Origin of the sequence: Streptomyces paromomycinus, from assembly GCF_003865155.1 — a bacterium.
GTDB lineage: Bacteria > Actinomycetota > Actinomycetes > Streptomycetales > Streptomycetaceae > Streptomyces > Streptomyces chrestomyceticus.
Genome location: NZ_BHZD01000001.1, coordinates 7,903,144 through 7,917,359 on the forward strand (window position 1 = coordinate 7,903,144; position 14,216 = coordinate 7,917,359).

The following is a 14,216-nucleotide window of genomic DNA, read 5'->3' on the forward strand; positions in this document are numbered from 1 at the left end:
GGGTTCGTGGGTGTCCGGCAGATGCGTACTGTCCCCGGAGGGCGTCCTGCTCGTGGAATGCCAGGTGGTACGGGGCGGAGGTCGCTGTTCCATAAGAAGGCGCGCCGCCCGGCCATGGCTTGTACGGTCCGGCCACGGTCAGCACGGGCCGACCGCGGTGCACACCAACTCTTCGGCCAGAGTCCGCAGTTCGTCTACCCGCAGAACCCGGCCCCCGAACCCGGGCAGCGGTACGTGCAGCTTCTGGACCCAGGGCTCCGGGATCGCGTCGGCCCCGTAGACCGCGCCGGCGAGGCCGCCGGTGACCGCGGCGACGGTGTCGGTGTCGCCGCCCAGATCGATGGCGGCACGCAGCGCGTCCTCGTACGAGCCGGTGGTGCGCAGTGCCCAGACGGCGGAGCCGAGGCAGGGCCACACCGCGCCGTTGAACTCGGTGGCCTGGTCCGGGTGCCAGCCGGGCGCGAGGACGGCGGCGTAGCGCGCGCGGTGGGCGGGGTGGAGGCGGGAGAGCGCGTCCGGCAGGGCGTCGAGCGGGTCGTCGTCCTGAAGGGCGGCGTGCAGCAGCGCGTGGAACAGTGCCACACCCTCCCCGGCTGCCGGGTCCCCGTGCGTCAGCGCGGACAGCCGCCGGGCGGCGTCCATGGACACCGCCCGGCCCGCCGCGGCGAAGTACACAGCGGCGGGCGTGGCGCGCATCAGTGAGCCGTTGCCCGCGGCGCGCCGGTTGACCTGGAAGTGCCGGACGGCGGTCCGGTCCCACGGCTCGCCGTTGCCGAGCACGTCCTCGGTCTGCAGACCGATGTCCTTCGGCTCGGCCGCCGCCCAGCGCCGGAATCTGCGGAAGACGTCGGGGAGGTCGAGCCCGCCGCGTTCCAGCAGCGATTCGGCGGTCAGCACCGCCATCTGCGTGTCGTCCGTGGCTTCGCCGGGATCCCGACCACCGCCTCCGCACATGGTTCCCCGGCCGTCGGGAAAGCGGTCCGTGTACGCACCCGGCGCGCCGAACTCGAAGGGCGCGCCGAGGGCGTCCCCGGCGGCCGAGCCGACCACGGCACCGACCGCCCGCTGTACGGATTCCACCACCGGCCCCCCGGAAGCCCGTCAGGAAGCGGCCGGCGGAGTGGTCTCCTGCTCGGCTTCGACCTGCTGGTTCCACTGCTGCTTGGACGCCTGCCAGCCGTCCTCGTCGTGGCCCTTGCGCCAGTAGCCGGAGATCGACAGGTCCTCGCGCGGCACTTCCCGCTCGACGCGCAGCAACTTGCGCAACTCCTTCACGAAGCCCGCCTCGCCGTGGACGAAAGCGTGCACCCGGCCCGCGGGGAAGTCCAGCGCGCGGACGGCCTCGACCAGCCGCTCGCCGACCGGCGCGGCGCCGCGGTGCAGCCAGGTGATCTCGGCGCCGGCCGGCGCCTCCAGCTTCTGCTCCTCCTCGGGGCCGGCGACCTCGATGAAGGCGTGGACGGGTACCTCCTCGGGCGCCCGGGCCAGGGAGGCGGCGATGGCCGGCAGGGCGCTCTCGTCACCGGCGAGCAGGTGCCAGTCGGCGTCGGCGTCCGGGGCGTACGCGCCGCCGGGGCCGAGGAGCAGCGCCTCGTCACCCGGACGGGCCTGCGCCGCCCACGGCCCCGCGAGGCCGGTGTCGCCGTGCACCACGAAGTCGACCGCCAGTTCCCGCGTGTCCGGGTCCCAGCTGCGCACGGTGTAGGTGCGGGTCCTGGGCCACTGGTCACGGGGGAACGTGGCGCGGATCTCGGCGATGTCCAGCGGCTGCGGGTAGGCCACGCCGGGAACCGGGAAGACCAGCTTGACGTAATGGTCGGTGTACTCGCCCGCCGAGAACTCCGCCAGGCCGTCACCGCCCAGCACCACCCGCACCATGTGCGGCGTGAGCTGCTCGGTGCGCAGCACCTCTGCGTGAATGAGCTTGGGCTTCTTGCGGGCCGGACGCTCTGCTGCCACGACGATCTCCCCTGCCACGGTCTTGTTAGGTTTACCTAACCTAACAGTTCAGGGGCGGAGCGTCGCCAGGAGCCGCTGCAAAGAACCGCCGAGTCCCCACTGGTCGGCGAGCGCCTGCAGCCGCTCGGGGTCGGCCGGCTCGCCGGGCAGCGCGGCGTCGAAGTCCGGCACCGGCACGTCGGCGGCCACCCGTACGACCTTCGGCGCGACCTCGACGTACGGCCGGGCCTCGGTCAGCCGCTTGCGCTGCGAGGGGGTGAGCTTGGACGCCGGGTCGTCGGCCGCGGCCATGATCCCCGCCAGGTCGCCGTACTGGGCCAGCAGCTTGGCGGCGGTCTTCTCGCCGATGCCCGGCACCCCCGGCAGGCCGTCACTGGGGTCGCCGCGCAGCAGCGCCAGGTCGGCGTAACCGCTGCCGTCCACGCCGTACTTCTCGCGCAGCAGGGCCTCGTCGGTCATCTGGAGGGTGCCGACGCCCTTGAGCGGATACAGGATGCGGACGCCCCGCGCGTCGTCGGCCAGCTGGAACAGGTCCCGGTCGCCGGTGACGATGTCGACCGGCCCGGTGGCGTGGGCGGTGAGGGTGCCGATGATGTCGTCCGCCTCGTACCCGGCGGCGCCGACCCGGGCGATACCGAGCGCGTCGAGCACCTCCTCGATCACCGGGACCTGCGGGGAGAGGGTGTCCGGAATCTCCTCGGCGTCCGGTTCGGGGGAGCCGGACGGCGCCTCCTCGGCGACCCGGTGCGCCTTGTACGAGGGGATGAGGTCGACCCGCCACTGCGGGCGCCAGTCGAAGTCCATGCAGGCCACCAGGTCGTCGGGCTGGTGGTCCTGGACGAGCCGGGCGATGAAGTCCAGCAGGCCGCGCACCGCGTTCACCGGCGTGCCGTCCGGCGCCCGGACCGACTCCGGCACGCCGAAATAGGCGCGGAAGTAGAGGGAGGCGGTGTCGAGGAGCATCAGGCGTCGAGTCACACCCCGATGATGCCGTACCGCGGGTGGTGCGACCGGGTGGTGCCGCGGAGGCGGGACGGGTGGGTGTGTGAACTGAGTCACTTATGTGTTTGTCATTTTTCAAAGGGGGCAGGCGCGCGGCCGGAGCGGGACCGGTGGATATTCAACATTTCCACCGGTTAACGGCGGGCCCGACCCGTGCACGCTCCACGACCTGCCGACGGGGGTGGCGGGTCGTACACAGTCAATTCGAGAGGTGTATGTGGCCAGGCTGCAAGCCGAGCACGTGTACAAAGTGTTCGGGAGACGACCCGAGGACGCCGTACGACGGCTCGAAGACGGTGCAAGCCGCGAGGAGCTGCGGGCCGACGGAACGACCGCCGCGGTGATCGACGCGTCGTTCTCCGTGGACGAGGGCCAGATCTTCGTCGTCATGGGTCTGTCCGGATCCGGTAAGTCCACGCTGCTGCGGACCCTCAACGGGCTGCTGGAGCCGACCGCCGGAAGCGTCCGGTTCGACGGTCAGGACCTGACCTCGCTCAGCGACAGGGAACTGCGCAAGGTCCGCTCCGAGAAGATCTCCATGGTCTTCCAGCACTTCGCGCTCTTCCCGCACCGCAGTGTGCTGGAGAACGCCGCGTACGGGCTGGAGGTCCAGGGCGTCCCCCGGGCCGAACGCGAGAAGCGCGCCACCGAGGCACTGCACCTCGCGGGCCTCGAAGGCTGGGAGAAGTCCTGGCCCGACGAGCTGTCCGGCGGCATGCAGCAGCGGGTGGGCCTGGCCCGCGCGCTGGCCACCGACGCCGATCTGCTGCTGATGGACGAGTCCTTCAGCGCGCTGGACCCGCTGATCCGCCGCGACATGCAGGACCAGCTCCTGGAGCTCCAGAAGACGCTGAAGAAGACCATCGTCTTCATCACCCACGACCTCAACGAGGCCATGCGCCTCGGCGACCGGATCGCCGTCATGCGCGACGGCCGCATCGTGCAGATCGGCAGCGCCGAGGACATCCTCCTGCGGCCCGCCAACGACTACGTCGCGTCCTTCATCCAGGACGTCGACCGCTCCCGGGTGCTCACCGCCGGAGCCATCATGGTCGACGCCGACGAGGTACTGGGCCGCACCGCGGACCACGGCGAGACGATCCGTACGGCCGAGGACTTCCTCGCCGCCGCACCCGCCACGGTCCCCCTGGACACGCCGGTCGCGGAGCTGTTCGGACCCTGCTCCCTCGGGACCGTGCCGGTCGCCGTCGTGGACGCGGAGGGCGCACTGGCCGGCGCGGTGCCGGTGCAGCGGCTGCTGTCCGTACTGGGCGAAGGCGGGCAGCCGGGCGGAACCGCCGGGCAGGCGGGCGGAACCGCCGGGCAGGCGGATGCCGTGAAGACGGAGACCGTGAAGACGAAGACCGCGAAGACGAAGGCCGCGGACACGCGGGCCGCGGAGGCCGAAGCCGCGCCCACGGAGACCGCGGACAAGAAGGCCGACGCCGGCGGCAGGCAGACGGCCGCCGACGGCACGGCGGACGTCCAGCCGGACGGCAAACCCGACGGCATGACGGGCGGCAAGCCCGAGGGCAAGGTGATCGCCGGTGCCTAGAATCGATGTCGGCTCCTGGGCCAACACCTGCGTCGAATGGCTGCGCAGCCACCTCGCGTGGCTCTTCGACTTCGTCTCGGACGTCCTGACGGCCATGTACAACGGCATCGAGGCGGTCCTCACCGCCCCGCAGCCGTTCCTGCTGATGGGCATCTTCGCGGTGCTCGCCTGGTGGCTGCGCGGTCTGCCGGCCGCCGTCCTCACCTTCGCCGGCTTCGCGCTGATCGACTCGATCGAGCAGTGGCAGGCCACCATGCAGTCCCTGTCGCTGGTGCTGGTCGCCTGCATCATCACCATCGTCGTCGCGGTGCCGCTCGGCATCTGGGCGGCCCGCAACCGCGTCGTCGGCGGCGCGCTGCGCCCGGTCCTGGACCTGATGCAGACGATGCCCGCGATGGTCTACCTGATCCCCGGCATCCTCTTCTTCGGCATCGGCGTGATGCCCGGCATGGTCGCGACCATCATCTTCTCGATGCCGCCCGCCGTCCGGATGACCGAGCTGGGCATCCGGCAGGTCGACGGGGAACTGGTCGAGGCGGCGGAAGCGTTCGGTACGCACCCGCGCCGCACCCTCTTCCGGGTGCAGCTGCCGCTGGCGCTGCCCACCATCATGGCCGGTATCAACCAGGTCATCATGCTGGCGCTGTCCATGGTCGTCATCGCCGGCATGGTCGGCGCGGAGGGCCTGGGCTCGTCGGTCTACAACGCGGTCAGCTCCGTGAACGTGGCCCTCGGCTTCGAGGCCGGTCTCGCCGTCGTCATCCTCGCCATGTACCTGGACCGGATGACCGGCGCCCTCAACGAGCGGGTCTCGCCGCTGGGCCGCCGCGCGCTGGCCAAGGCGCAGGCCGCGCTGGGCGGCACGAAGTTCCTGTACTGGAAGCCCGCCACCTCCGTCGCGATGGTCGGCGTGGTCGTGCTCGCGCTGGTCGCGGGCGGTCTGAACGTCTTCGGCAAGGACGGCGCGAAGACCGACGGCGGCGGCCGCCCGATCACCCTCGGGTACGTCAACTGGGACGAGGGCAAGGCCACCACGTACCTGTGGAAGGAGATCCTCGAACAGCGCGGCTTCAAGCCGAAGGCGCAGGCACTGGAGGCCGGCGCGCTGTTCACCGGGCAGGCCCGCGGCGACATCGACGTGCAGACCAACGCCTGGCTGCCCACCACGCACGCCGAGTACTACAAGAAGTACCAGGACAAGCTCGAAGACCTCGGCGCCTGGTACGACAAGACCTCGCTGGAGATCGCGGTCCCGTCGTACATGAAGGACGTCAAGACCCTCGACGACCTCAAGGGCAGGGCGGGCGAGTTCGGCGGCAAGATCACCGGCATCGAGCCGGGCGCCGGCGAAATGAAGATCCTCAAGGACAAGGTCCTCAAGGACTACGGCCTGGAGGGCGAGTACAAGGTCGCCGAGTCCAGCACCGCGTCCATGCTCACCGAGCTGGACCGGGCGTACGCGGCCAAGAAGCCGATCGCCGTCACGCTGTGGTCGCCGCACTGGGCGTACGACAAGTACGACCTCACCAAGCTCGAAGACCCCAAGGGCTCCTTCGGCTCCGGTGACAGCCTGCACCTGCTCGGCCGCAAGGGCTTCGCCCAGGACGAGCCCGAGGTCGCCAAGTGGATGAAGAACTTCCACCTGGACGAGAAGCAGCTCACCAGCCTGGAGAACGAGGTCAAGAGCGCCGGCGAGGGCCACGAGCAGGACGGCGTGCGCAGCTGGCTGAAGAAGAACCCGGGCCTGGTCGACAAGTTCGCGCCGTCGGCGAACGCCACGTTCGCCAAGGGCAAGGACGCCGGCGCGGCGCCGAACATCGGCTACCCGGCGTGGGACGAGGGCATCGCCACCACGTACCTGTGGAAGAACGTCCTGGAGAAGCGCGGCTACAAGCCGAACATCCGTAACCTCGACGTCGGCCCGATGTGGACCGGCCTGTCCAGCGGGCAGATCGACGTCGAGTTCGACGGCTGGCTGCCGGTCGCGCAGAAGCAGTACTGGGACCAGTACAAGGACGATCTCGTCGACATCGGCGCCTGGTACGACAAGACGTCGCTGGAGATCGCGGTGCCGTCGTACGTCAAGGACGTCAAGACGCTGGACGACCTGCGCGAGCACCAGGACGAGTTCAAGGGCAAGATCATCGGCATCGAGCCGGGCACCGGTGAGATGAAGCGTCTGAAGGACACCGTCGCCCCCGCGTACGGCCTCCAGGACTTCCAGATCACCGAGGCCGGTACCAGCTCCATGCTGGCCGAGCTGGACCGCGCCTACGCCAAGAAGGAGCCGATCGCGGTCGTGCTCTGGTCGCCGCACTGGGCGTACAGCAAGTACGACCTGACCAAGCTCGCCGACCCGAAGCACACCTGGGGCGACAACAACCAGATCAAGTCGCTGGGCCACAAGAGCTTCCCGGAGAAGTTCCCGGAGTTCAACGGCTGGCTGAAGAACTGGAAGATGTCGCCCGAGGAGCTGGGCAGCCTGGAGAAGGAGATCCAGGACGCCGGCAAGGGCCACGAGAACGACGGTGTCGAGAAGTGGATCGACGCCCACCCGGGCATCGTCGACAAGATGGCGCCGGTGAAGTGAGGCGCTGAACCCGCCGGCACCGCGCGGGCCCCGTCCCTGGCTGTACGGCCGGGGGCGGGGCCTTTCCACGTCGGGTGAGGCCACGCCCGCGTACGGTGGGGTGATGACGACCGGTCAGCACCGCGCCCCGCGCGTGGTCTCCCTCGTGCCCTCACTCACCGAGGCCGTGGCCGCCACCGCGCCCGACCTGCTCGTCGGTGTCACCGACTGGTGCAGTCACCCCGCCGGGCTGGACGTGCCGCGCGTCGGCGGCACCAAGAACCCGGACACGGCCCGGATCGCCGCCCTCGCGCCCGACCTCGTGCTGGCCAACGAGGAGGAGAACCGGGCACCGGACCTCGGCGCGCTGCGGGCCGCCGGACTGGACGTCCTGGTCACCGAGATCCGGGACCTGGACCAGGCGCTGCGCGAACTGGAACGGGTCCTGGTGCGTGGCTGCCGGCTGCCCAGACCCGGCTGGCTGGACGACGCGGCGGACGCCTGGCAGGACGTACGGGCCGGGGCCGGTGCCGGGGTCCGTGCCGGGGTGGCTGACGCGCGCGGCGCGGTGGTGCCGATCTGGCGGCGGCCCTGGATGGTGCTGGGCCGGGACACCTTCGCGGGCGACCTGCTCGCCCGGCTCGGCGTGCGCAACCTCTACGCGGACCACGCCGAACGGTATCCGCGCGTCCCGGTCGAGGAGCTGCACGCGCGCGGCGCCGACCTGGTGGTGCTCCCGGACGAGCCGTACCGCTTCACGGCGGACGACGGCCCCGAGGCGTTCCCGGGGCTGCCGTCCGCGCTGGTCAGCGGGCGTCATCTGACGTGGTACGGGCCGTCGTTGGCCGAGGCGCCGACGGTGCTCGGGGCCGCGTTGGACGCGGCCCGCTGAGCGGCGCTACCGGGGGCGCGGGGCCGCCGCGGCCGCCGGTGCTTCAGAGGTCACCAAGGCCCCCGGGGGCACCGGCGCCGTGGAATCCGCCGGAACCGCGGCGGCCACCGGAGCCACCGTGCCCGCCGGTGCCGAGGGCACCAGCCGGGACGCGATCGCGGTCGCGCCCGCCAGGGCCGCCGCACCCGGCTTCTCCGGCGGCGCCACGAGGAGCTGACCGCGCGCCAGCCCCAGCGCGGTACGGGTCCCGGCCGTCAGCCAGGCCGCCACCAGTACGGCGAACAGTCCCACCGCGAGCCAGGTGAAGGCGGTGAGTCCGGTGTGCCGCGCCAGACCGGCCGCGCCCGTCACGCACGTACCGACCGGGAAGGTGAACGCCCACCAGGTCATCGAGAACGTCATCCCGGCCCGGAAGGCCCGGACGACCAGGGCCGTCGCCAGCGCCAGCCACAGCAGCGCGAAGCCCATGACCGGCACGCCGTACAGGAGCGCGAAGCCGCTCATCGCCTGTGCGTACCCGGCGCCGACCGCGCCCGGCGCGGCGTCCGCGAGGTTGCTGACCGCGGTCGTGGACTGGCCGAGCGGCCCGAGGACGAGGAACAGCGTCGGGCTCAGCGCGAGCGGCAGCGGGCCGTGGTGGATGAGCCGGGCCAGCACCAGCGGCAGCACCAGCAGGGTGGCCAGCAGGGACATCCCGAACATCGCGTAACAGGCGAGCAGCATCGCCGCCCGCCACTGCCCGGCCGGCAGGTGCGGCACCAGGCCCGGCCCGAGCGCCGCGGAGACCATCGGCGCGACCAGCGGCAGGATCCACACGGGGGAGGCGGTGCCGGCCTCGACGCGGTGCCGGGCCACCATCAAGTACGGCACCGCCGCGGCCGCCGCGAGGCCGACCGCCGTACCGGCGCACCACAGGACCGCGTCGGCGGCGACGGCGGCCCGCTCGCCGAGCACGTCCGGGCCGACGGCGAGCGTCCCGCCGCCGACCGCCAGCAGGGCCATCGCCAGGCAGCCGTAGAACGGCGCCACCGCCGGGTCGAGCAGGTGGCGCCGCGCCTGGTCGGTGTGGCGCAGCCAGTGGACGGTACGGGCGGTGAGCAGGGCCGCCAGCAGGACGGCGGACAGGGCCCAGACCACGACGTACGCGCCGCGCAGTCCGGGGGCGTGCAGCGGCAGGGCCGCGCCGGCGTTGGCGACGATGGCGGTGCCCATGACGGCGGCGTACCAGTTGGGGCCGAGGTGACGCAGGGCCGGGGACGTGCCGGAGAGACGGGGGCCGGGGCGGGCGGAAAGCTGCGTCAGGGGTGGCATGTCTTCCAGGGTCGGTCCACGCACCGCCTCCCACCAGGGAGCTCGTGCCTATGAGGCCATAAGGTGGGGTTATGGGTGCAGGAAACGAAGGGCACACGGCGACGGGCCCAGTGGTTCCGCTGTCGCACCGGGTACCGGACCTCGGCGCGCTGGAGCTGCTGCTCGCCGTCGCCCGGCTCGGCAGCCTCGGGCGGGCGGCCCGCGAGCGGGGCATCAGCCAGCCCGCCGCCAGCAGCCGCCTCCGCTCGATGGAGCAGCAACTGGGGGTCGCCCTGGTCGAGCGCTCGCCGCGCGGCTCCCGCCTGACGGACGCGGGTGCCCTGGTCACGGACTGGGCCAGGCAGGTGGTGGAGGCCGCCGAGGCGTTCGACGCGGGCGCGCAGGCGCTGCGCGGGCGGCGGGACTCGCGGCTGCGGGTCGCCGCCAGTATGACCATCGCCGAGTACCTGCTGCCGGGCTGGCTGATCGCGCTGCGCGCGCAGCGCCCGGACACCGCGGTCTCCCTGCTGGCCGGGAACTCCGCCGCCGTCGCCGAGCGGCTGCTCACGGGCGAGGCGGACCTCGGGTTCGTGGAAGGGCTGGACGTGCCCGCCGGGCTGGACGGCGCGGTCATCGGCCACGACCGCCTGGTGGTGGTCGCCGCGCCCGCCCACCCCTGGGCCCGGCGCCGCACGGAGCTGACGGCGGCCGAACTCGCCGCGACCCCGCTGATCCTGCGCGAACGCGGTTCCGGCACCCGGCAGGTCCTGGACGCGGCGCTGGCCGGGCACGGCGGGCTCGCCGCACCGCTGCTGGAGCTGGCCTCCACGACGGCGGTCAAGGCCGCCGCGGTGAGCGGCGCCGGGCCGTCGGTGCTGAGCGAACTGGCCGTGGGGGAGGAGCTGGCGGCCCGGCGGCTGGTCGAGGTGCCCGTGCTCGGTACGGGCTTCGGGCGCGAGCTGCGGGCCGTCTGGCCCGCCGGACAGCGGCCCGCGGGCCCGGCCCGCCACCTGCTGGGGCTGACCCGGGCCCTGCCGTGAGCACGCGGCTCAGCGGTCGGCCTGGTATGCCGCGTCGGCGCCGGTGACGGACCGGCCGTTGGGGGCGAAGACGGTGACCGTGCGGTCGCCTCTGATCTGGAAGACATTGGTGGGCCGCTGCTGGTTCCGCGGGTTGCAGACCGGGACGGGGACGGTGAAGACGGTGCGGTAGCGCGCTCCGTCGGACGTGGACACCTGCGTCACGAAGGTCACCACCCCCTTCTTCGCGGGATTGCTCCCGTTCGGCGGCTCGAAGATCCAGTTGCCCTGCGCCGTGCTCGCGGAGTCCGTCGGTACGACCGTGAGCGCGCCGCCCGCCTGGAACTGCACGGTCCGTACCTTGGTGCCGTCCTGGGTGTACGGCTTGGACAGCTCGAACTGCGCTCTGCCGCCCGCCTGCGGGGCCTGGACGTAGTCGCTCTCGCTGCCCCCGCACTGGCCGGGGGCGGCCACGGCGGATCCGGGCTGGGCGAGGAAGCCGAGGGCCAGCGCGGTGGACAGGCCCAAGGCGGCGGACTTCAGGTGGCGTCGGTGGAATCGGTGCGTCATGGCGGAACCCACTTCCGTCGGAAGGACAGCACGAAGCCGGGCTCCGCCGGAAACGGCCGAGCCCCACGGCGTTGACGCAGGTCAGCGCCGTTTCAGCGAGCGTATCCGGGCTCCGGTGCGAGATGGCATCGCTGAATCGGATGGGTTTGCCGCCGCAATTTGCAGCTCCCGGGAACGGTTTTCAGGAGCCTTTCGCCGCCCGCACCAGCGCGTCCATCACCCGGGTGTCGTCCCCGGCCTCCGGATGCCACTGCACCGACAGGACGAAATGCCCGGCGCCGGGCAGTTCCAGGGCCTCGACCGTGCCGTCCGCCGCGTGGGCGGACGGCAGCAGGCCGCTGCCGAGCCGGTCCACGGCCTGGTGGTGGTACGTCGGTACGGACACCGCCTCGGGCAGGATGCCGCCGAGCAGGGTGCCGGGCTCCGGCTTGACCTCGTGGCGGCCGAAGACGCCGGCCGGGCCCGCGTGCCCGTCGATGTGCTGGACGAGGGTGCCGCCGAGGGCGACGTTCAGCAGTTGCAGGCCCCGGCAGATGCCGAGCAGCGGCACGTGTGCCTCCAGCGCGGCGTCGATCAGCGCCAGCTCCCAGGCGTCCCGGTCGCGGGCCGGCGGGCCGGTGCGCGGGTCGGCGTCGGCTCCGTACCGTACGGGCTCCACGTCCGGGCCGCCCGCGATCACGAGGCCGTCCAGCCGGGTGACGGCTGCGGCCGCGGTGCCCGGGTCGCCGGGCGGCAGCAGTGCGGCGAGGCCGCCGCAGCGCTGCACGAGCCGGTGGTAGCCGGCCGGGAGCACGGCGGCGGGCAGGGCCCAGACGCCCCAGCGGGCGTCGTCGGCGACGTAGGTGGTGACACCGATGAGGGGCGGGGGAGTGGACACGGGGCCTCCGGAGGGTGCGGGGGTGAGGGGCTGCCCGGCGGCTGCCGGTCAGTCGCGTTCCAGTTCGGCCTCGGCCGCCGCGAGCGCCGCGAACTCCTCCTCCGGGGCCGCCGCGACCAGCCGGTGCCGGGAGTAGAACGCGAAGTACGCCAGGGCGACGCCGTAGACACCGAGAGCCATGAAGGCGGCCTGCTTGTCGACGAGGAACGTCGCCACCAGCGCGGCGCAGGCCAGGACGAAGGCGACGGACGAGGTGAGGGTGCCGCCCGGAGTGCGGTACGGGCGGGGCAGCCCCGGTTCGCGGCGGCGCAGCACGATGTGCGAGAGCGACATCAGGGCGTAGGAGATGGTGGCGCCGAATACGGCGATGTTGAGCATCCGGGCGCCGTCGCCGGTCGCGGCGGCCAGCGCGAAGCCCAGCGCGCCGGGCACCAGCAGTGCCAGGTACGGGGCCTTGCGGCGGCTGGTGAGGGACAGGAAGCGGGGCAGGTAGCCGGCCCGGGAGAGCGCGAAGAGCTGCCGGGAGCCGGCGAAGATGAGGGAGAAGAAGGACGCCACCAGGCCCGCCAGGCCCGCGTAGTTGACGATGCGGGAGACGGCGGTGGGCTCCCCGTGCGGCTGAAGGGCCTGCACCAGCGGGTCGCCCGCCGACTGGATGGCGGCGGAGCCCCGGGCGCCGGTCGCGGCGACGAAGGTGACCAGCGCGAGCAGCAGCAGGATGCCCATCGCGGCGGCCATCGCCTTCGGCAGCGTACGGGCCGGGTCCCTGGTCTCCTCGGCGGCCAGCGGCACGCCCTCGACGCCGAGGAAGAACCACATGCCGAACGGGAACGCCGCCCAGATGCCGAGAATGCCGAACGGAAGCCACGAACTCGCCCCGAACGCGTCCGAGTCGACCGGGATGTCGTCCAGCGCGCCGACGTGGAAGTCGCTCAGCGCGCCGATCGCGAAGACGACGACCGCGGCGACCGCGACGGCGGTGACGGCCAGGCTGAAGCGCAGCGCCTCGCCCACGCCCCACAGGTGGATGCCGATGAAGACGACGAAGCAGGCCAGGTACACGGGCCAGCTGGAGGTGAGCCCGAACAGGCCGAGGGACTCCACGTAGTCGCCGATGAAGATGGAGATCGCGGCGGGCGCGAGGACGTACTCGATGAGGATGGCCGTGCCGGTCAGGAAGCCGCCCCAGGTGCCCAGCGCGCGGCGGGCGAAGCCGTAGCCGCCGCCCGCCGTGGGCAGGATCGAGGCCAGCTCGGCCAGTGCGAAGACCAGGCAGGTGTACATCAGGCCCATCAGGACCGCGGCGACGGCCAGTCCGCCGAAGCCGCCCTGGGCCAGGCCGTTGTTCCAGCCGGAGAAGTCGCCGGAGACGACGTACGCGACGCCCAGGCCGGTGAGCAGGAGCGGACCCGCGCTGCCGCGCCGCAGCGTGCGCTTCTGGAGGTAGGCGTCCTGGGGTACGGATGCGCCGGCTGCGGTGGACGCGGGCGGTGCGGTACGGGGATCCGTGCTGTCGGCCATGAGCCGCTCCTGCCTCGCCGAGGGGTGCGTGAGGGGGGAAGTGCAGTAATGGTTCAGCCGCATACCTTTGCCTCGCGGCGCGGCCGAGCGCAAGCCCCCTGCGTAAAAGACTGGTTACGCCGGCGGGCCCGTCAAGAACCCGCGCAGCAGCGCCGCCGTGCCCGCGCAGTGTTCCCGCATCACTTCCCGCGCGCCGTCCGCGTCACCCTCCAGTACGGCTTCGACCAGCGCGGTGTGCTGCGCCTGGGAGTGCTCCAGATTGCGTACCAGCAGCGGGATGCAGTCCAGCAGCTCGTTCACGCCCGCCCGCACCGCGGCGTACTGCGCCGCCAACGACGGCGAACCGGCCAGCTCGGCCAGCGTCAGATGCAGCAGCGTGTCGCGCCGCCGGTAGTCCGCCAGCGGCGCGTCGTGGGTGGCCGCCAGGGCCTCCCGCAGCCGCCGTGCCTGCCCGTCGTCCAGGCCGTGCGCGGCGCACAGCCCGGCAGCGCCCACCTCCAGCACCTCGCGGAACCGCAGGGTGTCCTCGACGTCCACCTTCCCGATACGGCGCCGCAGCTCGTCCTCGCCCGCCGACTCCCCGCGCGGCCGGACGAACGTACCGCCGTAGCGGCCGCGCCGGCTCTCCACCAGCCCCTCGTCCTGGAGCACCTTGAGCACCTCGCGCAAGGTCACCCGGCTGATGTGCAGCCGCTCCGCCAACTCCCGCTCGGCGGGCAGGCGTTCGCCGCCCGGCACCAGACCCAGCCGGACGACCTGGAGTATCTGCTCCAGCGCCTCCTCGAACCCGTTGCCCGCCCGCACCGGGCGCAGTACGGGCGCCAGCCGGTCCGCCGGGCGCATCGCCGGACCGTCTTGCGCGCAGCCCGCCGCGCCGTTGTCCGCACCGTCCACCGGAACCCCTTCCCAACCAATGGTTCGTCGGCCTACCTTATGACCTCCGGATGCAGCGACAGGAGGCA

General features: G+C 72.5%; 12 protein-coding genes. 4 read left to right on the forward strand and 8 right to left on the reverse strand.

Going from position 1 to position 14,216, the window contains the following annotated elements; translation table 11 throughout:
• Positions 1-138 precede the first annotated feature (138 nt).
• From OEIGOIKO_RS34100 to OEIGOIKO_RS34110, 3 genes are read right to left on the reverse strand one after another with little or no spacing between them, the layout of a single operon-like run.
• Entirely contained in the window at positions 139-1,080 is a 942-nt protein-coding gene (locus tag OEIGOIKO_RS34100) for an ADP-ribosylglycohydrolase family protein (RefSeq protein ID WP_125057270.1), read from the reverse strand.
• A gap of 21 nt (positions 1,081-1,101) precedes the next feature.
• A complete protein-coding gene (locus OEIGOIKO_RS34105) occupies positions 1,102-1,959 on the reverse strand; it encodes a siderophore-interacting protein (protein ID WP_125057271.1) in 858 nt (285 codons plus the stop codon).
• A gap of 48 nt (positions 1,960-2,007) precedes the next feature.
• Positions 2,008-2,922 (reverse strand): 5'-3' exonuclease, encoded by a 915-nt coding sequence (locus OEIGOIKO_RS34110; RefSeq protein ID WP_125059322.1) that lies wholly within the window; start codon positions 2,920-2,922, stop codon positions 2,008-2,010.
• A gap of 256 nt (positions 2,923-3,178) precedes the next feature.
• On the opposite strand from OEIGOIKO_RS34110, the gene OEIGOIKO_RS34115 reads away from it, so the two are divergent.
• From OEIGOIKO_RS34115 to OEIGOIKO_RS34125, 3 genes are all read left to right on the forward strand, one after another.
• On the forward strand, positions 3,179-4,516 hold the full coding sequence (locus tag OEIGOIKO_RS34115; RefSeq protein ID WP_246177717.1) for a quaternary amine ABC transporter ATP-binding protein: 1,338 nt from the start codon (positions 3,179-3,181) through the stop codon (positions 4,514-4,516).
• Entirely contained in the window at positions 4,509-7,106 is a 2,598-nt protein-coding gene (locus tag OEIGOIKO_RS34120) for an ABC transporter permease/substrate binding protein (protein ID WP_125057272.1), read from the forward strand. Before OEIGOIKO_RS34115 ends, OEIGOIKO_RS34120 begins: the two co-directional genes overlap by 8 nt.
• 103 nt (positions 7,107-7,209) lie before the next feature.
• The gene (locus OEIGOIKO_RS34125; RefSeq protein ID WP_125057273.1) at positions 7,210-7,977 is read left to right on the forward strand and encodes a helical backbone metal receptor; all 768 of its coding nucleotides are present in this window, start codon (positions 7,210-7,212) and stop codon (positions 7,975-7,977) included.
• A 6-nt stretch (positions 7,978-7,983) separates the two neighbouring features.
• Here OEIGOIKO_RS34125 and OEIGOIKO_RS34130 read toward each other — a convergent pair whose 3' ends face one another.
• The gene (locus tag OEIGOIKO_RS34130) at positions 7,984-9,288 is read right to left on the reverse strand and encodes a TDT family transporter (RefSeq protein WP_218040024.1); all 1,305 of its coding nucleotides are present in this window, start codon (positions 9,286-9,288) and stop codon (positions 7,984-7,986) included.
• Between the two features lie 71 nt (positions 9,289-9,359).
• On the opposite strand from OEIGOIKO_RS34130, the gene OEIGOIKO_RS34135 reads away from it, so the two are divergent.
• The gene (locus OEIGOIKO_RS34135) at positions 9,360-10,307 is read left to right on the forward strand and encodes a LysR family transcriptional regulator (protein ID WP_125057274.1); all 948 of its coding nucleotides are present in this window, start codon (positions 9,360-9,362) and stop codon (positions 10,305-10,307) included.
• Positions 10,308-10,316: 9 nt separating this feature from the next.
• Here OEIGOIKO_RS34135 and OEIGOIKO_RS34140 read toward each other — a convergent pair whose 3' ends face one another.
• From OEIGOIKO_RS34140 to OEIGOIKO_RS34155, 4 genes are all read right to left on the reverse strand, one after another.
• A complete protein-coding gene (locus OEIGOIKO_RS34140) occupies positions 10,317-10,856 on the reverse strand; it encodes a hypothetical protein (protein WP_125057275.1) in 540 nt (179 codons plus the stop codon).
• 181 nt (positions 10,857-11,037) lie between these two features.
• Complete coding sequence (locus OEIGOIKO_RS34145; RefSeq protein ID WP_125057276.1) at positions 11,038-11,733, reverse strand: gamma-glutamyl-gamma-aminobutyrate hydrolase family protein; 696 nt, start codon at positions 11,731-11,733, stop codon at positions 11,038-11,040.
• Between the two features lie 48 nt (positions 11,734-11,781).
• Complete coding sequence (gene eat / locus OEIGOIKO_RS34150) at positions 11,782-13,254, reverse strand: ethanolamine permease (RefSeq protein WP_125057277.1); 1,473 nt, start codon at positions 13,252-13,254, stop codon at positions 11,782-11,784.
• A gap of 114 nt (positions 13,255-13,368) precedes the next feature.
• Positions 13,369-14,097 carry a FadR/GntR family transcriptional regulator gene (locus OEIGOIKO_RS34155; protein WP_125059324.1) on the reverse strand — a complete coding sequence of 243 codons (729 nt, stop codon included), beginning with the start codon at positions 14,095-14,097 and terminating at the stop codon, positions 13,369-13,371.
• Positions 14,098-14,216 lie beyond the last annotated feature (119 nt).

Bases quoted from the DNA above. Each gene is read 5' to 3' on its own strand.
- OEIGOIKO_RS34110 (WP_125059322.1), bottom strand. From the start codon at position 2,922: ATGCTCCTCGACACCGCCTCCCTCTACTTCCGCGCCTATTTCGGCGTG.
- OEIGOIKO_RS34125 (WP_125057273.1), top strand. From the start codon at position 7,210: ATGACGACCGGTCAGCACCGCGCCCCGCGCGTGGTCTCCCTCGTGCCC.
- OEIGOIKO_RS34130 (WP_218040024.1), bottom strand. From the start codon at position 9,288: ATGCCACCCCTGACGCAGCTTTCCGCCCGCCCCGGCCCCCGTCTCTCC.
- OEIGOIKO_RS34140 (WP_125057275.1), bottom strand. From the start codon at position 10,856: ATGACGCACCGATTCCACCGACGCCACCTGAAGTCCGCCGCCTTGGGC.
- OEIGOIKO_RS34135 (WP_125057274.1), top strand. From the start codon at position 9,360: ATGGGTGCAGGAAACGAAGGGCACACGGCGACGGGCCCAGTGGTTCCG.
- eat (WP_125057277.1), bottom strand. From the start codon at position 13,254: ATGGCCGACAGCACGGATCCCCGTACCGCACCGCCCGCGTCCACCGCA.
- OEIGOIKO_RS34155 (WP_125059324.1), bottom strand. From the start codon at position 14,097: ATGCGCCCGGCGGACCGGCTGGCGCCCGTACTGCGCCCGGTGCGGGCG.